Origin of the sequence: Pseudoalteromonas sp. TAE79 (assembly GCF_000498015.1) — a bacterium.
Classification (GTDB): Bacteria; Pseudomonadota; Gammaproteobacteria; order Enterobacterales; family Alteromonadaceae; genus Pseudoalteromonas.
Window position 1 is genome coordinate 14,836 of record NZ_AUTL01000155.1, and the last position, 23,164, is coordinate 37,999.

Below are 23,164 nucleotides of genomic sequence, written 5' to 3' on the forward strand. Positions count from 1 at the left end.
TCTCTTTAGTTAAAGTGTGCAGCACAAGCGGCCATTGTGAAAAGCTTTCGAAGCAACGCCCTTTTTTAATCGTCGACAATCAATGCAATAGCTTTGATATCCATCAGGGTTGCGAGCCGTTTTACGAGCAGGAGTAATACCAAAAGAAGCCGGATATGGATGGAATATATGTTCAGAACTATTAGCGTCTGAACAATGAGGGCATGATTTAAACTTTTGACCGGTTGATGAATCTTTCTTTTGAACCATGCCGCTATTTAAAGCTTTGCCACAGCAGTTACAAGCCATAAGAATCTCCTTATAAGTTAGCTTTGTATTTTTAAATTTGAGTTTTTTATGTTACTGGCTATTAATACATCCTTTAGAAATGCCGTAACGCTCTCTACAGTATCAGATATTGTACTTTTGTGAAGTACGAATGATTTAACGATAATTATTTTTGACTATCTAATTTATTTAGCCTAAACCTAAACTAAGATTTTCTTAGTTTAGGTTGGCGATGCATTTTTTAGTTCAAACAAAACCTTATCCTGATGAGGCGCTTGAAAGCTATTTACTCAGGCTTGCAAGGGATAACTCATACGATGGCTATAGTGAGCTTGCTGATATTTTGTGGCAATGGCTTGCAGAACAAGATCATGAACTTGAAGGTGCGTTGCCGTTGGAGCTGACTAAGGTTGATGTTTATCATGCTAGGCAAGCGAGCAGCTTTAGAATAAGAGCGCTTAAGTTAGTAGCCCAATTAGCAGATGTAAACGCTGGTAATATTCTTTCGCTTGCATGGCGGCGCAGTAATTTTAAATTTGGCAACCTTGCCGCAGTAAGTCGAAATGAACTGGCTATTCCCCTTGAGCTACTTCGTACTGATAACATACCTGTTTGCATTAAATGCTTGTCTGAATCTTCCTATATTCCTTTTTATTGGCACTTAAAGCCCTATAAAGCGTGCCATAAGCATAAAGCACAATTAACTATGCATTGTAAGGAATGCGATGACTCAATTGATTACAGAGCTTCTGAGACGTTTTTAGAGTGCACTTGTGGTTGTGGTTATAAACCAACCAGTAGTGAACAGTTAAACGATGCAGACTTTAAAATTGCATCTGCGCTTGCAGGTAGTAACAGCCATAAAATAGTGGGGTTGATATCGTGGTTTGCGAAGGTTAAGCAACTTGATGTAAGCGATGCTGACTTTAACCGTACCTTTGTTGATTACTTTAGTACTTGGCCTGATAGCTTTAACGCTGAATTAGATTTACTCACAAACAATGCGCGGCTTAAGCAACTTAACCCTTTTAATAAAACTAAGTTCAACTCTGTATATGGCAATGTGATCCGTGATGCTCAAATAGCCGCAACAACTAACCGTAAAAACAAAGTTCTTGATGAGATTATTAATTACTTTGTCGAATTAGTTGATAATAACCCTAAAACTAAACATCCAAATATTGCTGACTTACTGCTTTGTACTTTTGATACAGCAGTATTATTAAACACCACCACAGAGCAGATTTATAGGCTTCATCAAGAAGGCTTTTTAAACTGCGCTTACCCACAAAAAAAGCACGAACAGCTCAGAGCTGATAGCCATGTTTTTTATTTACGCCAAGTAATTGAACTACAGCAAGCATTTGCAGCTGAAAAGCCTCAAACAAAAAAACAATTTATAGCGCCGTGGTAACTTATGAACTTACAAGATGCATTTGCAATTGAATCACTAAAAGAAAAAACCACAGCACTTAGAAAGTTGTTTGCTCCATACACGCCTCATGTTGCGGTAGATGGCTTTGAAGAACAAGCTCTCGTTGTGCTCATTAATCTTGTTTATAAGCGAAGTGAGATTGATGATTTAACAAGTGTAAGAACTGCTAAAAGAGTATTGCGCGATCAAGTGTTATTGAATAAGTGCATTAACGAAGTTAAATGGTTTCATACCCATAATTTAAAATACCCTGATATACGAGTAAGCCATCAGCGTTTAATTAGTAAGGTAGTAAGTGAAGATATTGCGGGTATTTGTAGCCGGTCATTACCTTTAAGTTTTGGCTGGTCGCACAACAGTGCTGAAATTAATCATGCAAAGCTATTTTTAACCTCATTTATTTGGCAAGGTGAAGTAACTTGTTTAGCAAAGTTACTAATAGCTGAAGAGCCTGTTTGGATTAATTTAATAAGAAAATACGGGTTTACTAAAAAGGCGGTTTTAGACATCGCAGGCAAAATAAAACAGCTTTTGCCAGTGGCAGAGCTCCCATTAGAAGTAAGCTCTTTTTCACCACAATTACAAATGCCATTCCAGCAAAGCTACCTTGCGGTTACGCCTGTAGTAAGCCACGCAATGCTAGCTAAAATTCAGCAATTAACAACAGGTCGTAAGTTAAACTTTGGCTTAGTTGAGCACTCAAGACCTGCTAATGTTGGCGATTTAGCAAGCTCAGTAGGCGGTAATATTAGAGTGCTTCGTTACTTTCCTAAAACATATTCTAAGGCTGTTAACCGCTCTAAAGTAGCTAATAATGATATTGAGAAAAAATTTAAAATTCGTGCACTATTAAGTAGTCAATTTCAGCATGCGCTTTTGGTATTGGTTGGTATTAAACAGTTTAATACGTTAAGGCAAAAGCGATTAGCGCGAGTAGCGGCTATTAGGCAAGTACGTGTTAGCTTGCAGTTATGGCTGGATAACATTCTGGAAGCTAAAAATAACGCTCAAGAGCAAGCTTACCCTGAGTGGGCAAAGCATTACTTAGATCAGAGTATTACTAACTGTATTAGCCAATTTAGTAACGTATTAAATGAGAGCCTTGGTACTTTAAGTAAGCTCAAACGCTTTGCATATCAACCTAATTTAATGGGGCTGTTTAAAATTCAGCTAAACTATGTGTTTACTCATTGCACTGCTGAACAAGAAACATTAAATGATGAGCAGATAGTGTATGTACATTGCCAAGATATGCGAGTGTTTGATGCTGAGGCAATGGCTAACCCGTATATTCAAGGCATGCCGTCACTTACTGCTTTAAATGGGCTTGCTCATAACTTTGAGCGTAAGCTAAAAAACTTTATAGACCCTTCAATTAAGTGTATTGGCAGTGCTATTTACATTGAAAGCTATCAACTACATACAGGTAAACCATTACCTGAGCCAAGTAAGTTAAAACAAGTTGCAGGGCGTAGTCATGTAATAAGGTCAGGTATTATTGATAAACCTAAATGCGATATAACACTCGATTTAATATTTAGGCTTTTTGTACCAAATAAAGAGGTGCTTAATAAGTTAAATAGTCAGCTTATAAAGCCCGCACTACCATCTACGTTTGCAGGCGGCACTATGCATCCACCTTCGTTGTATCAAAATATAGACTGGTGCCATTTACATACTAAACCGAATGAGCTGTTTAAAAATATGAAGGCAAAATCGTTAAATGGTAGTTGGTTGTACCCTTCAAAAAAAGTAGTCAAAAGTTTTGAACAATTGATTGATGCCCTTAACGGTAACTTTAATTTAAGACCCGCTGCAATTGGCTTTGCTGCGCTTGAAGAACCCGTAAAGCGAGATGCAGCCTTACATGAATACCATTGTTATGCTGAGCCCGTAATCGGGTTGTTAGAGTGTGTTAGCAATACATCAGTAAAGTACGCAGGCGCTAAGCAGTTCTTTCATGACGCATTTTGGGTTATGGATGTTCAAAAAGAGTCTATGCTTATGAAAAAGTCTAAGTTTGAGTATGAATAATGCAATTACCTCGGCACTTAAGTTACACGCGTTCGCTCTCACCCAGTAAAGCGGTATTTTTTTATAAAACACCGGAATCAGATTTTGAACCGCTACAAATAGAGCAAAATAAATTAGTTGGGCAAAAGTCAGGGTTTGGCGATGCGTATCAAAAGCAAAATGTGGCTAAAAATTTAGCGCCACAAGATCTCGCTTTTGGTAACCCACAAACAATTGATGTGTGCTACGTGCCTCCAACAGTAAATGAGCTATTTTGCCGTTTTTCACTCAGGGTTGAGGCTAATAGCAATGAACCACATGTTTGTGATGACCCTAAAGTTATTTATTGGTTAAAACGGTTTTTTGAAACCTATAAAAAGCACAATGGCCTTAATGAAGTTGCTACCCGTTACGCTAAAAATATACTGATGGCCAATTGGCTTTGGCGCAACCGCCAATCACCAAATGTTGATATTGAAATCCTCACTGAGCACGCAGCTCCAATTATTGTTGAAGGTGCACAAAAACTAAAATGGCAAGGCAATTGGCAAAATAATCAAACAGCATTATTAACGTTGTCAGAAGCTATTCAAGAAGGGCTTAGCAATCCTCAAAATTATTGTTACTTAGATATAACCGCAAAAATTAAAAATGCATTTAGCCAAGAAGTTCACCCTAGTCAAAAGTTTGTAGATACTGTTGAACAGGGTATGTCATCTAAACAACTTGCATATACTCAAGTCGGCGATAAAAAAGCAGCAAGTTTAAACTCACAAAAAGTAGGGGCTGCTATCCAAACTATCGATGATTGGTATGAGGGAGGCTACAAACCTTTGCGCACTCATGAGTATGGTGCAGATAAGCAAATATTAGTTGCACACAGAACACCTAAGACCCATTCAGACTTTTATTCATTACTCCCGCGCATTGCCATGCATATTAAGCACATGGAAAGACATGGTTTGGCGCAAAATGAAGAATCAAACGCAGTTCACTTTATTGCGGCAGTGCTAATTAAAGGTGGCTTGTTCCAAAGGAGTAAAGCTTGAAACGCTATTATTTTACTATTACTTATTTACCTAAAAATTGTGATGTAAGCCTCCTTGCTGGGCGTTGCATTGGTATTTTGCATGGGTTTATGAGTTCACGCGAGATAAGTAATATTGGTGTGTGCTTTCCTAAATGGAATGAGCAAACTATAGGTAATGAATTAGCGTTTGTATCGACAGATAAAAAGCAATTAACCAACCTATCTCAGCAAAGCTATTTTGAGATGATGGCTCATGATAAGTTATTTGGCTTATCAAAAATACTCGAAGTACCAGTAAATCAAAGCGAAGTCATGTTTGTTCGCAACCAATCAGTAGCCAAAGCATTTGTTGGTGAAAAGCAAAGACGATTGAAACGCGCTAAAAAGCGAGCTGAAGCTAGAGGCGAGGTTTACAACCCTGAATATAAATTTGAGGAAAAAGCCATAGGCCACTTTCATTCAATACCCGTATCAAGCAAAGGCAATGGTCAAAGTTATGTTTTGCATGTACAAAAAGTCGAAAAACCTGAACCCATAAATAATCACTTTAACAATTATGGCTTTGCTACAAATCAAACATTTCTAGGTACGGTTCCTTCTTTGAATCCCATTTTTCAGTAGTCATAAAATACTCTTCTTATTTTCAATGGGTTATCAGGTTAATTAAAAATAAGGGTAAATAATTTAAATTCGTTTAACAGTTTGGTATTTATAGAAATTTAAACTATTTTTAATAGTGAACTGCCGAGTAGGCAGCTGGAAATTTAAGGCAATCGATTAGACTCGGGCGACCAGTGTGAACTGCCGAGTAGGCAGCTGAAATTAGGCCAGGAAGTAAACAACCACAACTTGTGACTTTTAACTGCCGAAAAGGCAGAGGCTAAATAGAGAGACCCCAGCAAATGCTGGGGTGTTTTTAAGCGTTATAACCGTATTTAAGGCTATTTATAACGTTCCTAATTAACCTTCTACCAGCAATTGTATTTACAAATGTTAAAGGTGTTTTAGAGCTAAATTGTAAGGAGTACGTATTTAGCCATTTATTCCATCGTTCAATATTTTCAAAGTAATCAATACAAGCTGATGCTAGATGAGCTAACTCAAAGGTATTTTCACTCAAAGTTGCATTTAAACGTGTGTACTCTTTTTTATGACGTTCCAAAGTTCTAATATTTGTACCAATTGCTTTAGCAAAGGATTGAATATCCCAACCTAACTGAAGCCTAAACTTCTCAACACTCTTTAAATCTAAACCACGCTGAATTAATTCAATTTCATCTAAAGGGTTTGAGCTTAAATTAACTTTTCCATTGCTGAGTATATCTACAAATTTATGATTAGCACTAGGTTGAATATCACTAGGCATACATACCTCAAAGCCAAGAAAAGTTATATTTAATAATAGCACTTCTGTTATCCAGCTGATAGTCGGATTAGAGCGATAACCAATCATTGATATTGGCTAAATATAGTCGTTAATTGATTGGTCAAACTACTTTTTGCGCATATATTCATGAAAATGAGCGCTGCGCGCATATTGATTCGTTTAACTTTACCTAAAAAATTTAGAAAACTTAGTGATAGTAATGCCTTAGGTAATTTGTTAAAACTATATAAAGTAGATAAATGAGCGTGGTGTCGGTAGAAATATGCGCGACGAGCGCACTATTAAATTATATTTCAAAAGGAGTGTACATTGCAAAATCAACCTATGAGTAGTGGCGACCAAGGTAAGCTGCTTATTTTTTCGCTTTTGATGGCCCCTTCGATAGTGTTTCTTTTCGGCATTATTCCTGCCATATTTTTGGGCTTTGGCATATATATGATGAAGAAGAATCAAGACTTCTCCAGCATTGATACTGCAGTCAAAAATTTTAAGGGCTATGCATGGTTAGCTCTCATTGGTTGCGCTCTGAGTTCGATTTATTGGGGCAATAAGTATTTCAGTGCGGAGGATAGCTGGTTTTACGATGATGAGTTCTTTATTTCATTAATGTTCGCTGGAATTGCTTTTGCTTATTTGATTGTGGTTCAGGTTTTATTTTACTCCCCCATGAATAGGCACAGAGAATGGGTAGAGGTTAATGGAATATTTTCAACAAAACCAAAGTCATGCAATGAATCAACAAATCAGTCAGAGGTAGACATAATCAAAGGAGAAAAGTTAAAGCAATACTCTGTGGCAGATGAATTAACAAAATGGGCGAAGCTCAAAGAAGATGGTCACATCTCTGAAGAGGAATTTAACGAGGCTAGAACTAAGCTTTTGAAGCGAAATTGAAAAATGGATCTTTACAACAAGCAATCCGAACTACGCCAAGAAACACCAGCTTACTGGCATAACAAATCACATGACCTTTTGGTGTCAGCTCGCACTCTATGGAAAGCAATGCAAAAAGAAAGAGAGTTAGAGATAAACTGCTGGTCAACGTACAAAATGTTAATGGGAATGTCCTTAGAGCTTCTTTTCAAAGCGCATTGTGTAGGCGCAGGCGTTAGTTTCGGGGCTACCCATGACTTAGTGTCATTGTCAAAAACCGCAAACTTCACAACGTCCAAAGAAGAAAATGGAATTTTAAATGTTCTATCAGAATATATTATTTGGGATGGAAGATATCCTACTCCAAAGAAGCCCCAGCATCTTGAAAATCATTGGAAAAACCAAAACAAAGTGCTTAACGATAAGAAAAACCTTGGTGGTTTAACGGTTCAAGTCTCCAATAATAAATTGGATTTTGAAAATTTACTTCCTATTTGGCGCAAGTATTCAGATCTATTCATGGACAGATACAATTGAAATATAACAAGTGACTATGGTTACGACTGTCCGCTTCACGCCCTGAGGCATTCAACAAGCTTTTTCTACCACTAAAAGAGGAGAACCTTTCTCTTTTAGTGCTTTTAAATATTTTGATTCATCATAAGCTTTCCCTGTTTTCCAGCACCTAAATAAGATCCTTACCCATTTATAGGCCAACGCTCTTATTGCCGATTGGTGTGAATTACCTTTCGCTTTTTGCTGTGCGTAATAAATGCCCGCCCAATAAGACTGCGCTACGCTTTTGGAAGCCCACTCTATAAAGCTCTGACGGACAAATTTAGAACATTGCCAGCGCCAATGTACCCAGCTCTTTTGACCACTACGCTCTGTAACTGGCGATAAGCCTGCATAGTTTTGTATTTCTTGTGCGCTACTAAAACGAGATTTATCTTCCCCTAAAGCAGCTAAAAGCCTAGGAGCAAGGCAAGGGCCTGTACCGGGAAGTGAAGCAAATATTGAGGCGTCATCCATACTGGTAAAAATTGAGTTTATTTGTGAGTCATACTCTCGAATATTGTTAATTAATACCAACATCTGTTTGGCCAATGCCATGACAAACGTTTGATAAGGTATAATTAAAGATTCGTCGTTAGTAAGAGGAATTGCCTCCTTTATAGATGCAATGCGTTCTGGGGTCTTCTTAACAGTGGGCCCTCCTCTGGAGTTTAATAGTTTGGCAACTGTATTTGTTCTAACGCGTTTTAATTCATTTAAGTTTGGGAATTTAATTAGAAAATTACAAAATAGCTCTGTATCTCTGTGTGAAAACCACTCTAAGGGCTGTGTATAATATTGCTTTAGAGCATTAATGATTCGGTTCGCATGCCTACGTTTGTCGTCTACAAGTAATCGACGTTGTTCGACAAGGAGGGCTAATGCTCTTGTTTTCTCGCTGCTTGGTTTGAGGGGGGTAATCTTCTTTGGATAATTGAGCATCATATCTAATGCTAATTCAGCGTCTGAAGGATCATCTTTTGAACCGCTAGGAAACATAGCTTGTCTGTATCGAGCAAGGGTTAATCCATGAATAGGATAAACTGTAACAAAGCTATATTTTTGCAAGGCATATACTATAGGTCCTTTATTTAACTCAACTGCAACAGCAATATTGCCTTTTACTTTTTTATGTAATCCCTCAACCCAATCATGAATTGATTCAGGTGAGTGAGAAATTACGCTGAACGCCCGAGACTCTTCGTCTTTAACCTGCACACAAATATCATGTTTTTTATCAGCCCAATCAAGGCCAACATATGCAGAAAAGTTATCATTTTTAGTATTCATGCCAAATCTCCGATTATTGAAATTTGTTATGCATTCTTTACTCTTCGAAAGAAATATAGACAGCGTTTGTAAGGCAAGCCCTGAGTATTCGTTTTGAGTAAAGTAACTCAATACTTCGAAAGAAAAGCGGTGATCATTAAATGATGATGGCACAATATTCGTAAGTAAAGAGCACATAACCTCAACAATTCAAAGTATAGATTATTAAGGTTCAAAGACTATAGTTGGCACATAGCAGCCAACTAAACTTGGCAGTATTTTTATGGGATTGACCTCATAAAGCCTATATTTGGTAACTTTATGCCATTATACACTTCAATTTTATGCCAAGTTACACTCCACCTATGGCGCTGTAGCCCAGTAGAAACGTATGTTCTTATGTCAACTTATACTTCAAACAACACCAGCATTTCTAGTTATATGTTGTAACTGCATAGCATCGAAAATTTTACATGCAGGCTCTGCCATTAGGATTCGATCTACCAAGGCACTCTTAGTACCCGACGTTATTAGGCCTAAATCCTTACACCTTTGTTTTAATTCATCTATTGTATGCAAATACCCATCAGTGTGATCGGCTGGGTTTAATAGTCTAAAATAACGCTTATAGAACCCTTCAGGTTCTAGTACTAATTCATGGCCGTAAGTACCAGCATCAAGCGTTCTCTCAGTCTGTTTAGTTAGTCTGGTTCTATTTATTTTATCAACATAGGCACGCTTATAATGGGCTGGGGACTTCGCATATTTTTTGATTTTAGATGAACTTATAGCATCTAAAGAGTGATAGACCTCATTTTCTAAGTTTGAGTAAACTCCAGGGATCAGTTCACCTTTTTTATTTTTAAAATTAGGTTTACCGTTAGCGTCATATGCGGGTTTTAAGTCAAAAGGGAGAGTCGAGTTAACTTCTGCAACTTCAAAATCATAATCTGAGAAAAATAACCTCTGTTTAGACACAATAGGTTGGTTAAGTGCTTCTTTACGAAGGTACTCATCAATTAACGGCATTTGCTCTATGCCATAATCATCATCACTTATATATAAACCATGACCCATAATCTTCACCAATTTGCTTAATATAAGTCCATTTAAACATTAAACTAAAAACGCGCAATATGAGGATTTTAGGTGTTTGATGGTTGTAGGTTTTAATACGAGAAAGGTTATATGTTAAAGCTGGTGGGAGTTAATACATATGAAGAAAATATTAATACTCTGTGTTTGACTTCCACAAACAGAAATAGGTTTGAAAGCGAAAGTTAGGGGCTTAAGCCCCTTTAATTATATTGGTTTGCTTCGCGCCATTGCCACAAGAACACAGTAAAAACGATATAATGTATATGCTAAACATCCTGCGCATAACATGCTAAAAATATAAATCATGTTAGTACTTATCGTCATAAATAAAGCCGGATTGTTTATAATTAATTCGTAGTCTGGAAGAGGTAGATTTACCTGATATTCAATTACTATTGCAAGCAATAGCATTGCAAAGCCGGATGTAAGAATCATCAAAACCAACCTTGCTGTCGTAAATAAGTGCTGAGCGTATGACAAAGCCAACCCTTCAAAGCGACGCTTAAATATAAATGACAAAAGAATGCATCCAGCAACAGGTATAATTATCAACCATTGGATGTAATTTATTAGGAGTAGTGGCAATAGTAAAATGCTATATGCCACGGCTATAACCGAATTATGTTTATTCAATGAGAGTAACCTTAATAATGAGAATTACTTTAAACTGTGTATTGCTCATTATTGTATAACGTTAGGTGTTAAACTCGTAGTAGTTTTGTTGCTTCCAATATTTCTACTAATCTTCACAACTTGCTTTTTAAAGCTTAATGGCAGCTCATTCCAAATAAAATTAACTGTAGTGCAGCGCTTAATATTAATAATTAGCTTACTTTTGCAATCACTTTTATTATAAACGATAGCGCCTCTTAATGGTGTACCACATAATTGCGGTTCACCCCTTAAATCTAACCGGGATGCACTGGCATTATGAGCTGTTGGCCTATTTAACCAGAAATTAAGGTTTTCTTGGCGAAACCAGACAGCACCAAACTCGTCTATAAATACTTTATCAATCATAATTAATCTCGTCATTTTCTTTAACTCTTGCTTGAATGCCACCGTCAATAGTGCTGGTGGATACATGACGACAAGATTCAACCCAATCAGAATAACACTGAGTAGAAGTGACACATTCGTTTTCATTTTTAATGGTCATAACGCCACTCACAATCAGCAATAAGAGACGAAAACATTCGTATCAACATATTTTGTATCAGCGAAAACATTATTAAAACTCAGCACAATATCACCAATCTTTTTGAGGCTTTGGTTAATTATTTCAGCATCTACTTCAGGTACTCTAATTCTTATTACATTAGACATAATAGATAGCTGCAATGAGCCCAAATCCTTCAATCTTGTTTTAATGAAAGATAAGTCATCACTTGTTAACTTCTTGTTTAAGGTATCTATAAAAATTAGTGTAGCTTCAATACCACTGCTTTCTTTAATGTTTTTAATCATACCGAGTGGGTTACGAACTGCAGAGCATAACAGCCAATATTTATCATGATCTTTAGGTGTGACAAGAACTGCTTGAATTTCCTCATCTGAAGTATTAAGTTGGTTTAGAATAGCCTCTTCTGCTTCAGCTCTAGTACTTACCGTTAGACCTTCAACCACATTGTAACTTCGAGATGACCCTAGAGCTCTAACGCCGGTTTTACGGTTAACCTTGTTACGTCGAGCGATACCAATTTTTGTGTAAGGTAAGCCTGAAATAGAAGTTTCATTTACACTAAATGGGACACTTAGCGTATGAAAATCATAGTGCTCTGAAATACTTTGGATATTTAATAAGTACATCTAAACCCCCTGCGACTTTCTGAATTGTATGCGCTGACCTGCATCGAAGAAAAACTGAAGCCCTGCTTCACGACATCGCTTATTTAATTCACTTAACTGAGTAGTATTATCTGCATAAGATTGGATCTGATCAACAAGTCGGCCTGNGCTACTTTATTTGATTCAACTGACTGTGTGGTATCAACTTTACGTAGCAAGCTATAAGCTTCGTTTCTAGGTATTTTCATCATCATTATTTGTTCTCTCCTAATCAATCTAAGTTTACTTTAGGTTCATTCTTTAAACGCACAATAGGGGGACTCAAGCGAGGCTTAATCCGCCCCAAAAATCCGTGTCTGTAATTTTTTTCTGTTTAACAACCTGCTTCACATCTGCTTTAGGTTTAGTAGTAATCTGAGGGGCATCCATGACATTAGAGTTATCAATTTGCTTAACGAGAGTGTATTGATCTTTTTTGCTAAAGCGTTTACCAGATACTAATTCTTGAGCTTTAGCTTGGGCAGCTTCAATGGTTTTAAAAGTATGAATTTCTTTAGCTTTGGTATTCGTACCAATTCGGCCAAATCGTCGAGATATGTAAAACGAGTTGTCACGAAACCAAATCAAGATTTCATAAAACTTATTTTTATTGGCAGCACTATCAATGCACTCTAAATACCATTCACACACTATTTTATCTTTCATAACGAACCTGCACTCAATGTTCTAATGTTTAATATTGGTTCTATTATTAAACGAACATCGAAACGCGCAAGAGGGTGAAAGTGATATTTTGCAGATAAATTTAAGTGCTATATGTGCTACTAAGACACGAGTGAGCACTCCGCTAGCAATGTAAAGCGCTATGCTTGTGTTTGTATGACACACACAAGCACGGTGAAATGATTTGATAGCCGATTTTGTGTTGAGGTGACACAAATTAAATGGGGGGAGGGTAACGTTATGAAATGCCCTTTGCAGGTATTGGGTTGATGTGACACGAAAGTAAGTTGATACTTATAGATGCCTAAGGCCATTATTTTCTTATGGATGCGTGATTTAATTTATGAATGAAGGCTCAATCCATACTGAAATAGTTTTCTCTACTGGCCCGCTTAAATCTATGCATATTTCATCAGCTTGTATTGCATGTATGTTTTCAGCATCGACGTTGAATTTATTACCCATGAAGCTCAAGTCAAAGGCTACTTTAACCCCCTTCTTTACTTCTACTTTGATATTAAACCGCTCCCAGTTCCCTGGTTTCTCATTTACACGGATGATGCTTAGTCTTACGCCATCAATTTCTAGCGTATGAACTGGTTTTTCCGTTATACTACCTTTAATTATTTCAGCAGAATTAAACATTAATCGAATTGAAATATGATTTTCAAAGGGAATTAGTATTTGTAAAGATAGTGGGAAATTTATTATTTCCATTTTTTTAATTTAACCATTTATCACTTTGTTAGTTGATTTTATGGCACTTGAACTATCTTTTCTAGTACCTAAATTATTTATCTTTATTGCCATATATCTTGTACAGAAGCGATCTTAAATATGGAATTTCAAAAAAAAATATACATTTTCAGTGGCTCAGAGTTGCAAGTTAATGATTACCCAGCTTTAGAAGCTAAATCGTTATATTCATCAGAGCAATTTATAAAGAATGCACTGCTTGCAGAGCGAATGGGGATCAATTGGCTAATTTTATCTGATATGCATGGTTTGGTTTGGCCAGAAACAATGTTAGCGCCATACGACAAGGAGTGTTTGCAGGAAGCCGAGAAATCAATGAGGCTGAAGCGCGCTCTACAACCTGATATTGTGGCTAATACAGTTATTTCTGCGCTTCATTTACAATGCCCAAGAGGTCTAGCAATAAGTGAATGGCGCGAGAAAATATCACAGGAGTATTCATTTATTCTTATTGGTGAAGATGATTCTATAAGTGATGCATTGACACATCTATTAAGTAACGGGTTTTTAGCACGTAGATTGAATAATCTAAATTTAATTAATTAAACTCTAATTGGAGGTATGACTTGCTAGAAATTAGAAATTTTGGAAATGATGTGTGTTTCACTGACATTGACTTAATGATTAACTATTTAAAAGTTAACTATTTAAATACTTCTTTATCCATCATTTTAACTCTTAAAAGTGGCATAAAGCACCCTATATATATTTCTTTGAATTATGCAGGTGATATTGTTTCTACTTATAAAGAAGGTGATGACTTAGATCTTAAAAGCTATATTATAGATAAACTAAGTAATTAGACTCTTACGAGTTATAAATTTAGAGTTATTAGAGTTAGATAACTATGTGTATGTTGACTACTTTGACTTTAGCAGCCAACGTACACATAGGCTTAGTGCACTACTTTGCTAGCAAGAGTTAGTTAACATAACTTCCAATAATCTTCTTCGCTAATAATTTTAACGCCAAGCTCGTTGGCAGTATCTATTTTAGTTTTACCTACGTTAGATCCACAACATAGATAGCTTGTTTTACTATTCACAGTTGATTGAACTTTTGCGCCTTTAGCTTTTGCATCAATTTTCATATCAGCCCGCGAGCCGGTCATTGATCCAGTGAACACTATTGATAAACCAGATAGACCCTCGCCAGAAATCTCGCTTTGTGTGTGTTTTAAATTAAAATTTCTATTCAAAAGAAAATTTAATGTTTTGTACTGTTCTGCTAAACCCTTACAAATAGTTTCTGATTTACTTTCACCAAAACCTTTAAGCATTTGTAATTTAGCTGGTGTGACCGATTTTAATTCATTAATTTTGTAATGCTTCAGTAGTTTTTCGCTGTCGCTTCGACCGAGCTTTGAAATACCTAAAGCTGCTAAAAGCAAATTATCACGCAAAGGCTCTCTAACAACTCTATTTAATTCAGCTACAAAGTTCTTTGATTGTGTAGAACCAAAACCCACAGCTTCAAATGCTTCTTCATTCATCATAAATATTTGCTCAATAAGCGTATATTTTTTTGCCGCAAGCTTTTCAACACTCTTTGTTCCAAAGAGATCACACTGGATAGTTTTAAAGAAATGGACAATTTTATTGACTGACTGTGATGAACAATTATCACTTTCACACATCAAGAACGTATCAACACCAAATGTATTAGCTTTCCATTTCAATGAACCTAAACAGCTGGGGCATTCTTGCGGTATTTCTACAACACCAGGTTTGATCGTCTCCAAATGTAGGGGTACTATTTCACCACTTCTTGTTATACGAATTTCTCCACCAGCGCCTAATTTGTGGTTTAAAACATAAGCAGCGTGATTCCCTGTAACTTTTGATATTACAGCACCACTTATATGAACTTTTTCAATGTTCATTACTGGACTAACCCGACCAGATCTGCCAACTTGCCAAGTAATATTTTTTATAGTTGTTATCGCTTCTTCACCAATAGATTTAAGTGCTAGCATCCAGTTATGGTGATGTGAATTAGCGCCCATATATTGCTTTAACGGCTGAAATTTTTTGTCACAACCAATTTCAATGATAGTACCATCTAAGGCGTATGGTGAGTTTTCTTGAATATTCTTTACAATTCCATCCAGTCTTTCAAGTAGGTCGGATAGGTTCACTTCAAACTTTGGCATATCTTTGTATAGGACTAAATGTATTGCGCCATCATCCAAAGCCATTTGTGAGTAAGGATTGTAATTATCAGCACTTGCGACACCCGAAATAAAATTTCTTGGATGTGAAAACTCTTCTTCAAGTTTAGATTTATAGTAATAAATTGGGACAACTACCTCTCCTACAGCCCCTTCAACATTATCACCGATAACTTGTAACCCTGCATTTAACAGGTGTGAAATATCGCTCCCAAACTGTCCGTCACCTCTTGTAAACAGGTTTTTATTGTCAGCAGACAACCTACCAGCAATACCATCGAGTTTACCCATAACATTAAAAGTTAAAAGGTCAGGATTGAAATTAATGTCCCGACAAGCTTTTATGCATTTGCTTATGAATTTTTGCACTTCTTCTTTTGTGTAAGCCTTTTGAGTTGATAGCATCGCTTCTGGGTGTTTTACACGGTTCTTAGCCGTTAGAGGCTCTGGTTGTGGGTTTTTCAAAAGTACGTGGTTAGGGGCTTTTACAGACAGCGCCTTTAAATAAATAAGATCAAATTGCTCATCTGAAACTAGTGGAGTACCACTTCTATATTCTTCATTCAGAAAAAAACATAAATCACTCAACTCTTTAGTTGAAAGCTCTTGTACTGGTTTACCTAATAATTGTTTCATTAAACGTTTATCTCCACAGGTGGTTTATATAACTACCCTTATCTTCAACGACTCTTAAAAACGCGCAAGTCGTCAAATGTGTATATTCAACGTGATTTTAAAAAAGAAGAATAACTTGTAGTAAAAAATACTAGAAATTTATATCAGTATGTTTCTGATGTAGAATTTAACAATGTCAGGTAATAATAAAATTTAGTATCGAAAAGTAGCTTATCTGAATAGTTGGTAGTTTGATGAACTGGCCAACAGGTGGGATAAGTCAGAGATGCAATTATTACTTATAGTAAGAGCAGGGCAAACAGGTAATGTTGATGTAGTGAATGGATTACCAGATGAAAGTAAGCTTACTATAAATAGATATTTATAAACAAAAAATAGGAGTAGATATGGCAATGGATCTAGAGTTAGTTAAAAAGAAAGCAGAACAAAAATTAGATGGTATCTTAATAAATCCATTGGATGTACTAATTGAATCCCCAGTTGATCGTTCAATAATTACAGGAGAAGATTGGCTAGGGAAGCGTTGCTATTCATCATTCAAAAAAAAGTGGAATAAAGAAAAAAAGCAGTTAAAGGCTTGTGATAACGATTTTATCAAGGAATGTATAATTGCAAAAGAAAGTGCGGATTTTTAAATAAAGTCTTACGTAATTTTCTACCAGTTTTGCAAAAAAAAACCCAGCAAATGCTGGGGTTTTATAAGGGTTGCATATTTAACTATTTACTGGGATAGGAAAAACATAAAATTATCTTTAAGACAAATAAATATTAAACGCTTTTAGTTGATAGTGCAAGAAGTTGTTCGATTTAACTCAAATAAATAATTTGTAGGCTCAGTTACCGGTTGGTGAAAATATAAAATTAGTAGCGTTGTTGCCTAACTGTTAGAATGCTTACGTGTTCAATATTTAAGGTTTAAAATGGTAAATTTATTTAATCTATTAATTATATCACTGACCATGGTTGCATTGTTTGTCTGTACTTTTGACCAGCTTCATTTGAAACCCAATCGAATAAAAGTATCTAAGCGTTTTGAAACTGCTAACAACAGAAGTGCGTTGCTTGTAAATTCACCACCAAAAGCTGTTAAATTATGCTATGTGGCGTTATATGTACTTCTACCCGTAGTGGTTATAAGATCCTTTGTGCTTGAACCATATAATATCCCGACAGAATCTATGCTTCCAACATTTAAATCAGGGGATAAAGTTATAATTGAAAAGCTTAGCTACGGTTTGCATGAGCCTCTATTCCATAAACAACTTTTGGTACTGGGTAAGCCAAAAAGGGGAGATGTAGTTGTTTTCCGTTTACCCGATAATCCAGGCATAAACTATATAAAGCGAGTAGTTGGCTTGCCGGGGGATTTAGTTGAATACAAAAATGGACGTTTAGCAGTAAGATCCAGTTTAAACCAAGATGTATCTCAGGAAATTAACGCTAAAGTCCAGGAAGAAATTACATTAAAAATAGATAGTTATTTTGACCAAAAAAATAGAGAAAAAGGGGAGTGGGTTATACCCGAAGGTCAGTACTTCATGTTGGGCGACAACAGAGAAAATAGCCAAGATAGTCGATTTTGGGGTTTTGTGCCTGAAGAAAACCTTGTTGGAAAAGTTATTTATACTTTGCAATAAACTACACAGATAAATATAAAAATAGCCTGCCTTTAACATAAAGCAGGCTATCACATTAAGCAAATAGCTCTAATTGCCCTTCTCTATTACCTTTAGAGGCCCTGATTTTATTTTGGACACTTGTAATAGCTCCGTTGATTGATGACTTCATCCAAGAAGATGAGTTTTTCGTTTGAATAACAGGCAGCCGTGTAAGTGATTTTAATGCTATTTCCCCACTTAGTAGCTGCGTTAAGCCTTTAATTGCTATAGCCAGTTCCTTTTCTAATTCTATTGGTGCTTGTTGTGCATAGCGTTTAAGGTGATCAGACTCAAAGTTGCTAAAGTCACCGGATTTTAGAATGCCTAAAAACTCTTTGTTCATGTACAACTGAAATTCATTGGCTTTCCTAATTGATTTCACAGTCATTTTAGTTCGAAGCTGTTGTATTTCAGTTTTTAGGTTCATCAGTACCTTAATGATACTTTTTACATCCTCATTTGCTCGGTTCATATTTTTATACTGAGCATGAATGTTTGCCGCAATAATAAATAGAGTTTGGAATTGATTAATATACTTGCGTTGCATTTCTAATTCAGACTTATATTGCTTATGAATTTTAGCTTTAGCTTTATTTGCTTTTATCCACGCTTTTCTTTTAGCGACTATTTTAGATTTCTTTTCCTGAATTGCAGTTTCAATTGAGAGCTTCTGTGCCTTAATTTCAGCCTCTTGTTTTGCAATTACTTTATATTCACTGTTATTAATTATTAAATGCTTTAAACCTTCATCTGCGGCAATAGATTCCATTGTTACATCACCCGTTAAACCTAACCGGTGGTAGGCCTGCCCTCGTTGTGCCATAACATGATACCTAGCGGCCTGACCTTTACCGATTTCTACCGCGCCAAATCGAAGAAGGTAAGATGCTGAAAAATACGGTTTATGGAAACCTGTGCGCTTATCGTTGCTTAGATTTTCGTACTCGTCCCAAACAATAGTTTTAGCTGTTTCTAAGTCTATATCAAACAAAGAGGCTTCATTAAAATCAACTACACGCCTTTCTCCGCTGTCTGTAGATATAGTACGGTGAGTTATACCCGAATCACTTTCGAAGTAGGTAAACTCGGTCCAAAAATCAGAAATACCATCCATTTCCGAACCATCACTCCAACTTCCAACTTTTAACCATAGCGGCTTAGGTTGAGGGGTTTTTGGCGTTGCCTCCATTATTTCAACTTCGTTAAGTAACTCAAGCTCATTTCGAGTGTAAACACTATGCCAAATATCAATTGCTTCAAACGGCAATTTCTGGAAGTGATGCAGTGACCATAGAAATTCTATTGCTAGTAATTGACGCTCATCAATAATTTGAAATTGTGGTTTCGAAAACTCCAAATTATGCTCATTGGCTTCTAGCTCTCCAGAATTTATTTTTGCAGCTAGCTCAGAAGCTCTCTTTTGCTCTAGGTAATCGTAGCTAATTATAGCGTGAAGCAACTTTCGTAGCATTTTTGGTGAGTAAACATCAGGCTGAATTTTTATGTAACCGGCCTCATAGATAGTTCTACCAACTGGGTGCCTTAAACTCCAGTCGTTTCGAGTTAAGTCTAAAAACCTTTGGACTCTATTTAGCCCTTCCATATAGCTGTAACGTTCAGGGTTCGATTTCAATAGAGAAGTCATGCTTTTGTCAGAGCCAGCAGCAAGACAAAAGGAGCAGCCGTGTCGTGAGCCACATGCACTCTGAGAGGGTGCTGCATCTTGGTCGTCAGGCTGGAAAATCACACACTCACTACCGCCTGAATCACGATAGAGATCTACAAGCTTGTAATTATCCTCTCTAAAACTTGGGATAATTGACATTTTTTTCTGACCGCTGTATGTTAAAAATTCCCATACATCTGTCGATAACCAAGATTTTATTGGATATAGTGTTTTATTCTTCTCAGTTTCGACAACAATATGTTCATGACCACCAAATTTATCGATGTTCTTTGATCTAATTACGCTTTCCGAGTCTCTTGACCCTAGAACGAGTACAACTTTTTCTCTCTCGCTTTTAGGCATAGTTTTTATATGCTCTGCCGCTTTTCTATTTGCACCAGATATTTTTAGCTCGTGGCTACATTGCCTGTACTTACTAGTCACGAAAGTTGGAATTCCACGCCCCCCAATCACACGAGAAGGCCAAGAAGAAGATAGGCTAGGTTCTGCTACGTATGTTTTCAATGGGATGTTATTAGTGTTAATAAATGAGTTCAATTTACTTAAAGATGATTGTGTCATCATGTGAACTTCAGGGTTCTCAATTCCTGTGTTTATATTTATTAAAAAGTGATGCTGGGACATTGGGATGTTATTGCGTTTAGCTCTCATCATAGCAAGTAAGAATAAAGATAGAATACAATTAGAGTCTTTGCCATTTGAAAATAAAATTTTACATGTAAAGCCACGCTCAATTATTGTATAGAACGCATCTACCGAGGTTTTTACCTTATCGGTGATTTCTAGTTCAGCTTGTTCAAGATCCATTGGCCAAGTATCCCACTTATCTAACTGTTGAACGGGGATTAAACTATTCTCTGTAATTGCATTCATAAAATTTTACCAATAAAAATAAATTATGAATCTTATTATACGCACTTCGTTAAACGCGCAAGAGTCTGGTATCATACTTAACATAGCCTGATAGGCTGTTTGTTATTTAAAAGGTAGGTAGCGTGAATAATATAGATAATGATTCTTTGAAATTTAGGTTAATAGAGTTACTTAACTACATACATACACTCTCTGTAAGAGTCACACGAAGAGTTTTATACCTTTCATTTATATTATTTCTTAGTATCGTATTTTTACCTGATTTGGCACAGCAATTTGGTATTAATGATCTGGCTATACAAATCATTAAATACTCTGGATGCACAATAATTTTGTTAGGGCTGCGTATTCCGGTGATGGTGAACACCGATTCCGGTTTTATCGTGAACACTTAAATTCCACGCATTGGGTTCATGACATTTTTAACCTAAGTGTTCACGATGGTCAATTTTAGATTGAATTTTTCTCATAGACTCCCCCTTTAATTTTATCCGATGAGCATTGTGCATTAGTCGATCTAAAATGGCATCGGCTAAGGTATTATCGCCGATGGATTGATGCCATTCTTCGGTGGGTAATTGACTGATGATGGCGGTTGATGAACTGCCGTGCCTATCATCCATGATCTCCATTAAGTCATTTCGTTGTGCCGCTTTAAGTGGCTCAAGCCCCCAATCATCTAAAACGAGTAAGTCGATCTTAGCGAGTGACTGTAACATTCGACTGTAAGTGCCATCTGCTTTGGCTTGTGTCAGCGCAAGCATCAACCTTGAGAGTCGGTAATATTTAACGCTGTAGCCTTTCATGCATCCTGTATGCGCAAGCGCACAAGTGATATAGGTTTTACCGCTACCGCAAGGGCCTGTGATGAGTAAGTTTTGTGATTTATTCAGCCAATCACATTGCAGTAGCGATGCCATCATCGATTGATTGAGACCTCGCGGGTGATGATAATCTATGTCTCTGGCGTTAGCGGCTAATTTAAGTTTTGCCGCTTTAAGTAAGCGTTGTTGTTTTCGGCTCTCTCGGTCTTGGGCTTCACTGTCTGCTAGCAGTTGTAGTCGCTCATCGAAGGACAACCCTTCATAAGTACTTGGTTGTTCTATTTGGCTCACTAAGGCGTTGGCCATACCACTGAGTTTGAGTTGACGAAGCTGAGTTATCGTTTGTTCTAACATAGAATTTCCTTACCTTAATGGAAGCTTTTAGGACCACGGATATTTTCATGGGATTGTGGCAATAACGTCGACGGCTCTTCTTGCGTTCGCGGCAATTTATCTTGGTTGCTACTGAGTATGTCTTTGATATGTTTTAACCGATATAAACTGTATTGATTGGCTATCGCACAGGCGTTATTGAGCCGATCGGCGGGATAGCTTCTTGATAGGTTGAGTAAGCCTAAGCACACACGATACGCTTGTTCTTCATGTTGTTTCTGTGCCAATTGTGCTTTCACCCAGAGCAAAACGTCATCTCCAATATCTTTCGCCCAATTCATTAAACGCCCTGGTGACCATTTATGATGCTTCTCATGCTTTACAGGCATGTGCTCGGATGTGGTGGTCATGCCCGGATGATATTTTCTCGGGTGACTGGTGATGCGTTTATGCTTGAAATAAGCCTCAATCAAGTTGTCTTTGGCATGAAGTTCAAGCTTTTCACCCACCAAGTGATGGGGTACCGAGTAAAGATGGTTATCATACTGAACGTGATAATCAATATTCACTTTGACGTGTTTAATATCCGTGAATTGATAAGCTAGTTTGGGCATGGGCGCGAGGGCGGGTTTGTCGATTGACTCGAACCATGATTGTCGTGTCCCACTCAGTTGCTTAAAGGGCTTATTATTGACCTCAAGCAGTAAGGCTTTGATGCAATGGTTTAGCTCAGCTAATGAGAAAAAGGTTTGGTGTCGTAACTTGGCGAGTATCCAGCGTTCAATGATTTGCACGCCCACTTCGGCCTTGGCTTTATCTTGTGGTTTTCTGGGACGAGCAGGCACAATCACGGTGCCATAATGCGCGGCCAATTGCTGATAACTCGGGTTAACATCAGGGTCGTAGCGACACGCTTTACTGACACCACTGCGTAAATTATCGGGGATAACCATGTCAGGTATACCGCCGATAAATTCAAATGCTCGCACGTGACTGCCGATCCAGTCGGGTAGACTTTGGCTCCAGGTTGCTTCACAAAATGTATAATTTGATGCGCCCATCACCGCCACGAATATCTGGGCGAACTTCACTTCACCCGTCGCATTACAAACAATGGGCATCGTTTGACCCGCATAATCGACAAAGAGTTTTTCTCCTGCTTTATGCACTTGTCGCATCGAACGTTTTTGCTTTTTAAGCCAGGTCATGTAGCGATCGCAGAACTGAGAATAGCTGTAACAACGATTCGGATATTGCTGAGTATATTCTTCCCAGAGTAAGTTCTTGGTGACGCCTTTGCCCGTTAATTCTTTTCGAATGGCTGGCCAATCTGGCACTTCAAATCGCTGGGATGGCCGAGTGTCGGCGCGAGGATAGAACTGACTAGCAAGCACAGAATCATCAAGCTCGTCGGGCAGTGGCCAACTTAACGATAAAGCTCTGGCTTTAGTGAGTAGTTTTTGAATACCACCGACACTGATCTTAGTGCTGGCACTTATTTTTCTGACACTGAGTTGGGCAGCAAAATGTAGCCTCAACACTTCTCGAATTTTACGCATTGTGATCCTCTTAGTCGCCATATCCCTTCCTCAGTAATACAAAAAGGAAATAGCTTAACAAAGTAATTAATAATCAATGCGTTGAAATTGTACTGGTTTGGTGTGAACACCGATTCCGGAAAATCAGTCAAAAGTGTTCACGATAAAACCGGAATGAGCGTTCACGCTAAAACCAGAACGGGTGTTCACGATGGGCCGGAATCACTGTTCACGATGCTCCGGAATATGCA

General features: G+C 37.3%; 22 protein-coding genes. 10 read left to right on the plus strand and 12 right to left on the minus strand.

All coding sequences use genetic code 11. The features are described 5' to 3' along the window. Positions 1–9: 9 nt before the first annotated feature. Positions 10–288, minus strand: coding sequence for a hypothetical protein (locus L655_RS0111630; protein ID WP_024605109.1), 279 nt, complete (start codon positions 286–288; stop codon positions 10–12). 211 nt (positions 289–499) lie between these two features. On the opposite strand from L655_RS0111630, the gene L655_RS0111635 reads away from it, so the two are divergent. From L655_RS0111635 to cas6f, 4 genes are read left to right on the plus strand one after another with little or no spacing between them, the layout of a single operon-like run. After that, positions 500–1,681, plus strand: a complete 1,182-nt coding sequence (locus L655_RS0111635; protein ID WP_024605110.1) for a TniQ family protein — start codon at positions 500–502, stop codon at positions 1,679–1,681. Between the two features lie 3 nt (positions 1,682–1,684). After that, positions 1,685–3,736: a type I-F CRISPR-associated protein Csy2 gene (locus tag L655_RS0111640; protein WP_024605111.1), complete on the plus strand. Its 2,052-nt coding sequence runs from the start codon at positions 1,685–1,687 to the stop codon at positions 3,734–3,736. Then, positions 3,736–4,764 (plus strand): type I-F CRISPR-associated protein Csy3, encoded by a 1,029-nt coding sequence (gene csy3, locus L655_RS0111645; protein ID WP_024605112.1) that lies wholly within the window; start codon positions 3,736–3,738, stop codon positions 4,762–4,764. Before L655_RS0111640 ends, csy3 begins: the two co-directional genes overlap by 1 nt. Next, entirely contained in the window at positions 4,761–5,366 is a 606-nt protein-coding gene (gene cas6f / locus L655_RS0111650) for a type I-F CRISPR-associated endoribonuclease Cas6/Csy4 (RefSeq protein WP_024605113.1), read from the plus strand. Before csy3 ends, cas6f begins: the two co-directional genes overlap by 4 nt. 295 nt (positions 5,367–5,661) lie before the next feature. Here the strand turns inward: cas6f and L655_RS0111655 are convergent, their stop codons facing one another. Continuing rightward, positions 5,662–6,198 carry an antitoxin Xre/MbcA/ParS toxin-binding domain-containing protein gene (locus L655_RS0111655; protein WP_241764481.1) on the minus strand — a complete coding sequence of 179 codons (537 nt, stop codon included), beginning with the start codon at positions 6,196–6,198 and terminating at the stop codon, positions 5,662–5,664. 243 nt (positions 6,199–6,441) lie between these two features. On the opposite strand from L655_RS0111655, the gene L655_RS0111665 reads away from it, so the two are divergent. Both L655_RS0111665 and L655_RS0111670 read left to right on the plus strand, forming a co-directional pair. Further along, entirely contained in the window at positions 6,442–7,026 is a 585-nt protein-coding gene (locus L655_RS0111665; RefSeq protein ID WP_024605115.1) for an SHOCT domain-containing protein, read from the plus strand. A gap of 3 nt (positions 7,027–7,029) precedes the next feature. After that, positions 7,030–7,542: a hypothetical protein gene (locus L655_RS0111670; protein WP_024605116.1), complete on the plus strand. Its 513-nt coding sequence runs from the start codon at positions 7,030–7,032 to the stop codon at positions 7,540–7,542. Between the two features lie 51 nt (positions 7,543–7,593). Here L655_RS0111670 and L655_RS0111675 read toward each other — a convergent pair whose 3' ends face one another. The 6 genes from L655_RS0111675 to L655_RS0111710 form a co-directional block, all read right to left on the minus strand. Continuing rightward, positions 7,594–8,850, minus strand: a complete 1,257-nt coding sequence (locus L655_RS0111675; protein ID WP_024605117.1) for an IS110 family transposase — start codon at positions 8,848–8,850, stop codon at positions 7,594–7,596. 393 nt (positions 8,851–9,243) lie between these two features. Continuing rightward, complete coding sequence (locus tag L655_RS01000000125520; protein ID WP_024605119.1) at positions 9,244–9,906, minus strand: SAP domain-containing protein; 663 nt, start codon at positions 9,904–9,906, stop codon at positions 9,244–9,246. A 702-nt stretch (positions 9,907–10,608) separates the two neighbouring features. Further along, on the minus strand, positions 10,609–10,947 hold the full coding sequence (locus L655_RS0111690; RefSeq protein ID WP_024605121.1) for a hypothetical protein: 339 nt from the start codon (positions 10,945–10,947) through the stop codon (positions 10,609–10,611). A 153-nt stretch (positions 10,948–11,100) separates the two neighbouring features. Continuing rightward, a complete protein-coding gene (locus L655_RS0111700; RefSeq protein ID WP_024605122.1) occupies positions 11,101–11,736 on the minus strand; it encodes a hypothetical protein in 636 nt (211 codons plus the stop codon). A gap of 300 nt (positions 11,737–12,036) precedes the next feature. Beyond that, on the minus strand, positions 12,037–12,420 hold the full coding sequence (locus tag L655_RS0111705) for a WGR domain-containing protein (protein ID WP_024605123.1): 384 nt from the start codon (positions 12,418–12,420) through the stop codon (positions 12,037–12,039). Between the two features lie 354 nt (positions 12,421–12,774). Beyond that, a complete protein-coding gene (locus tag L655_RS0111710) occupies positions 12,775–13,155 on the minus strand; it encodes a hypothetical protein (RefSeq protein ID WP_024605124.1) in 381 nt (126 codons plus the stop codon). Between the two features lie 120 nt (positions 13,156–13,275). Between L655_RS0111710 and L655_RS0111715 the strand changes: the two genes are divergently transcribed. Together L655_RS0111715 and L655_RS0111720 are read left to right on the plus strand one after the other, a co-directional pair. Further along, positions 13,276–13,740 carry a DUF6884 domain-containing protein gene (locus L655_RS0111715; protein ID WP_024605125.1) on the plus strand — a complete coding sequence of 155 codons (465 nt, stop codon included), beginning with the start codon at positions 13,276–13,278 and terminating at the stop codon, positions 13,738–13,740. A 20-nt stretch (positions 13,741–13,760) separates the two neighbouring features. Beyond that, positions 13,761–13,997, plus strand: a complete 237-nt coding sequence (locus L655_RS0111720) for a hypothetical protein (RefSeq protein WP_024605126.1) — start codon at positions 13,761–13,763, stop codon at positions 13,995–13,997. 122 nt (positions 13,998–14,119) lie between these two features. Here the strand turns inward: L655_RS0111720 and L655_RS0111725 are convergent, their stop codons facing one another. Beyond that, the gene (locus L655_RS0111725; RefSeq protein WP_024605127.1) at positions 14,120–16,000 is read right to left on the minus strand and encodes a BRCT domain-containing protein; all 1,881 of its coding nucleotides are present in this window, start codon (positions 15,998–16,000) and stop codon (positions 14,120–14,122) included. Positions 16,001–16,386: 386 nt separating this feature from the next. On the opposite strand from L655_RS0111725, the gene L655_RS0111730 reads away from it, so the two are divergent. After that, positions 16,387–16,635, plus strand: a complete 249-nt coding sequence (locus L655_RS0111730; protein ID WP_024605128.1) for a hypothetical protein — start codon at positions 16,387–16,389, stop codon at positions 16,633–16,635. A 285-nt stretch (positions 16,636–16,920) separates the two neighbouring features. Next, the gene (gene lepB / locus L655_RS0111735; protein WP_024605129.1) at positions 16,921–17,637 is read left to right on the plus strand and encodes a signal peptidase I; all 717 of its coding nucleotides are present in this window, start codon (positions 16,921–16,923) and stop codon (positions 17,635–17,637) included. 55 nt (positions 17,638–17,692) lie between these two features. Here the strand turns inward: lepB and L655_RS0111740 are convergent, their stop codons facing one another. From L655_RS0111740 to istA, 3 genes are all read right to left on the minus strand, one after another. Further along, positions 17,693–20,218, minus strand: coding sequence for a phosphoadenosine phosphosulfate reductase family protein (locus L655_RS0111740; RefSeq protein ID WP_024605130.1), 2,526 nt, complete (start codon positions 20,216–20,218; stop codon positions 17,693–17,695). Between the two features lie 422 nt (positions 20,219–20,640). Further along, positions 20,641–21,396, minus strand: coding sequence for an IS21-like element helper ATPase IstB (istB, locus tag L655_RS0111745; protein ID WP_024603886.1), 756 nt, complete (start codon positions 21,394–21,396; stop codon positions 20,641–20,643). 14 nt (positions 21,397–21,410) lie between these two features. Beyond that, positions 21,411–22,955, minus strand: a complete 1,545-nt coding sequence (gene istA / locus L655_RS0111750; RefSeq protein WP_024600838.1) for an IS21 family transposase — start codon at positions 22,953–22,955, stop codon at positions 21,411–21,413. Positions 22,956–23,164: the final 209 nt, after the last annotated feature.

Bases quoted from the DNA above. Each gene is read 5' to 3' on its own strand.
- istA (WP_024600838.1), bottom strand. From the start codon at position 22,955: ATGGCGACTAAGAGGATCACAATGCGTAAAATTCGAGAAGTGTTGAGG.
- L655_RS0111635 (WP_024605110.1), top strand. From the start codon at position 500: ATGCATTTTTTAGTTCAAACAAAACCTTATCCTGATGAGGCGCTTGAA.
- L655_RS0111630 (WP_024605109.1), bottom strand. From the start codon at position 288: ATGGCTTGTAACTGCTGTGGCAAAGCTTTAAATAGCGGCATGGTTCAA.
- L655_RS0111655 (WP_241764481.1), bottom strand. From the start codon at position 6,198: ATGATTGGTTATCGCTCTAATCCGACTATCAGCTGGATAACAGAAGTG.
- L655_RS0111705 (WP_024605123.1), bottom strand. From the start codon at position 12,420: ATGAAAGATAAAATAGTGTGTGAATGGTATTTAGAGTGCATTGATAGT.
- L655_RS0111670 (WP_024605116.1), top strand. From the start codon at position 7,030: ATGGATCTTTACAACAAGCAATCCGAACTACGCCAAGAAACACCAGCT.
- lepB (WP_024605129.1), top strand. From the start codon at position 16,921: ATGGTAAATTTATTTAATCTATTAATTATATCACTGACCATGGTTGCA.
- L655_RS0111690 (WP_024605121.1), bottom strand. From the start codon at position 10,947: ATGATTGATAAAGTATTTATAGACGAGTTTGGTGCTGTCTGGTTTCGC.
- L655_RS0111740 (WP_024605130.1), bottom strand. From the start codon at position 20,218: ATGAATGCAATTACAGAGAATAGTTTAATCCCCGTTCAACAGTTAGAT.
- L655_RS0111675 (WP_024605117.1), bottom strand. From the start codon at position 8,850: ATGAATACTAAAAATGATAACTTTTCTGCATATGTTGGCCTTGATTGG.
- L655_RS0111715 (WP_024605125.1), top strand. From the start codon at position 13,276: ATGGAATTTCAAAAAAAAATATACATTTTCAGTGGCTCAGAGTTGCAA.
- L655_RS0111725 (WP_024605127.1), bottom strand. From the start codon at position 16,000: ATGAAACAATTATTAGGTAAACCAGTACAAGAGCTTTCAACTAAAGAG.
- istB (WP_024603886.1), bottom strand. From the start codon at position 21,396: ATGTTAGAACAAACGATAACTCAGCTTCGTCAACTCAAACTCAGTGGT.
- L655_RS0111730 (WP_024605128.1), top strand. From the start codon at position 16,387: ATGGCAATGGATCTAGAGTTAGTTAAAAAGAAAGCAGAACAAAAATTA.
- L655_RS01000000125520 (WP_024605119.1), bottom strand. From the start codon at position 9,906: ATGGGTCATGGTTTATATATAAGTGATGATGATTATGGCATAGAGCAA.
- L655_RS0111700 (WP_024605122.1), bottom strand. From the start codon at position 11,736: ATGTACTTATTAAATATCCAAAGTATTTCAGAGCACTATGATTTTCAT.
- L655_RS0111640 (WP_024605111.1), top strand. From the start codon at position 1,685: ATGAACTTACAAGATGCATTTGCAATTGAATCACTAAAAGAAAAAACC.
- csy3 (WP_024605112.1), top strand. From the start codon at position 3,736: ATGCAATTACCTCGGCACTTAAGTTACACGCGTTCGCTCTCACCCAGT.
- L655_RS0111710 (WP_024605124.1), bottom strand. From the start codon at position 13,155: ATGGAAATAATAAATTTCCCACTATCTTTACAAATACTAATTCCCTTT.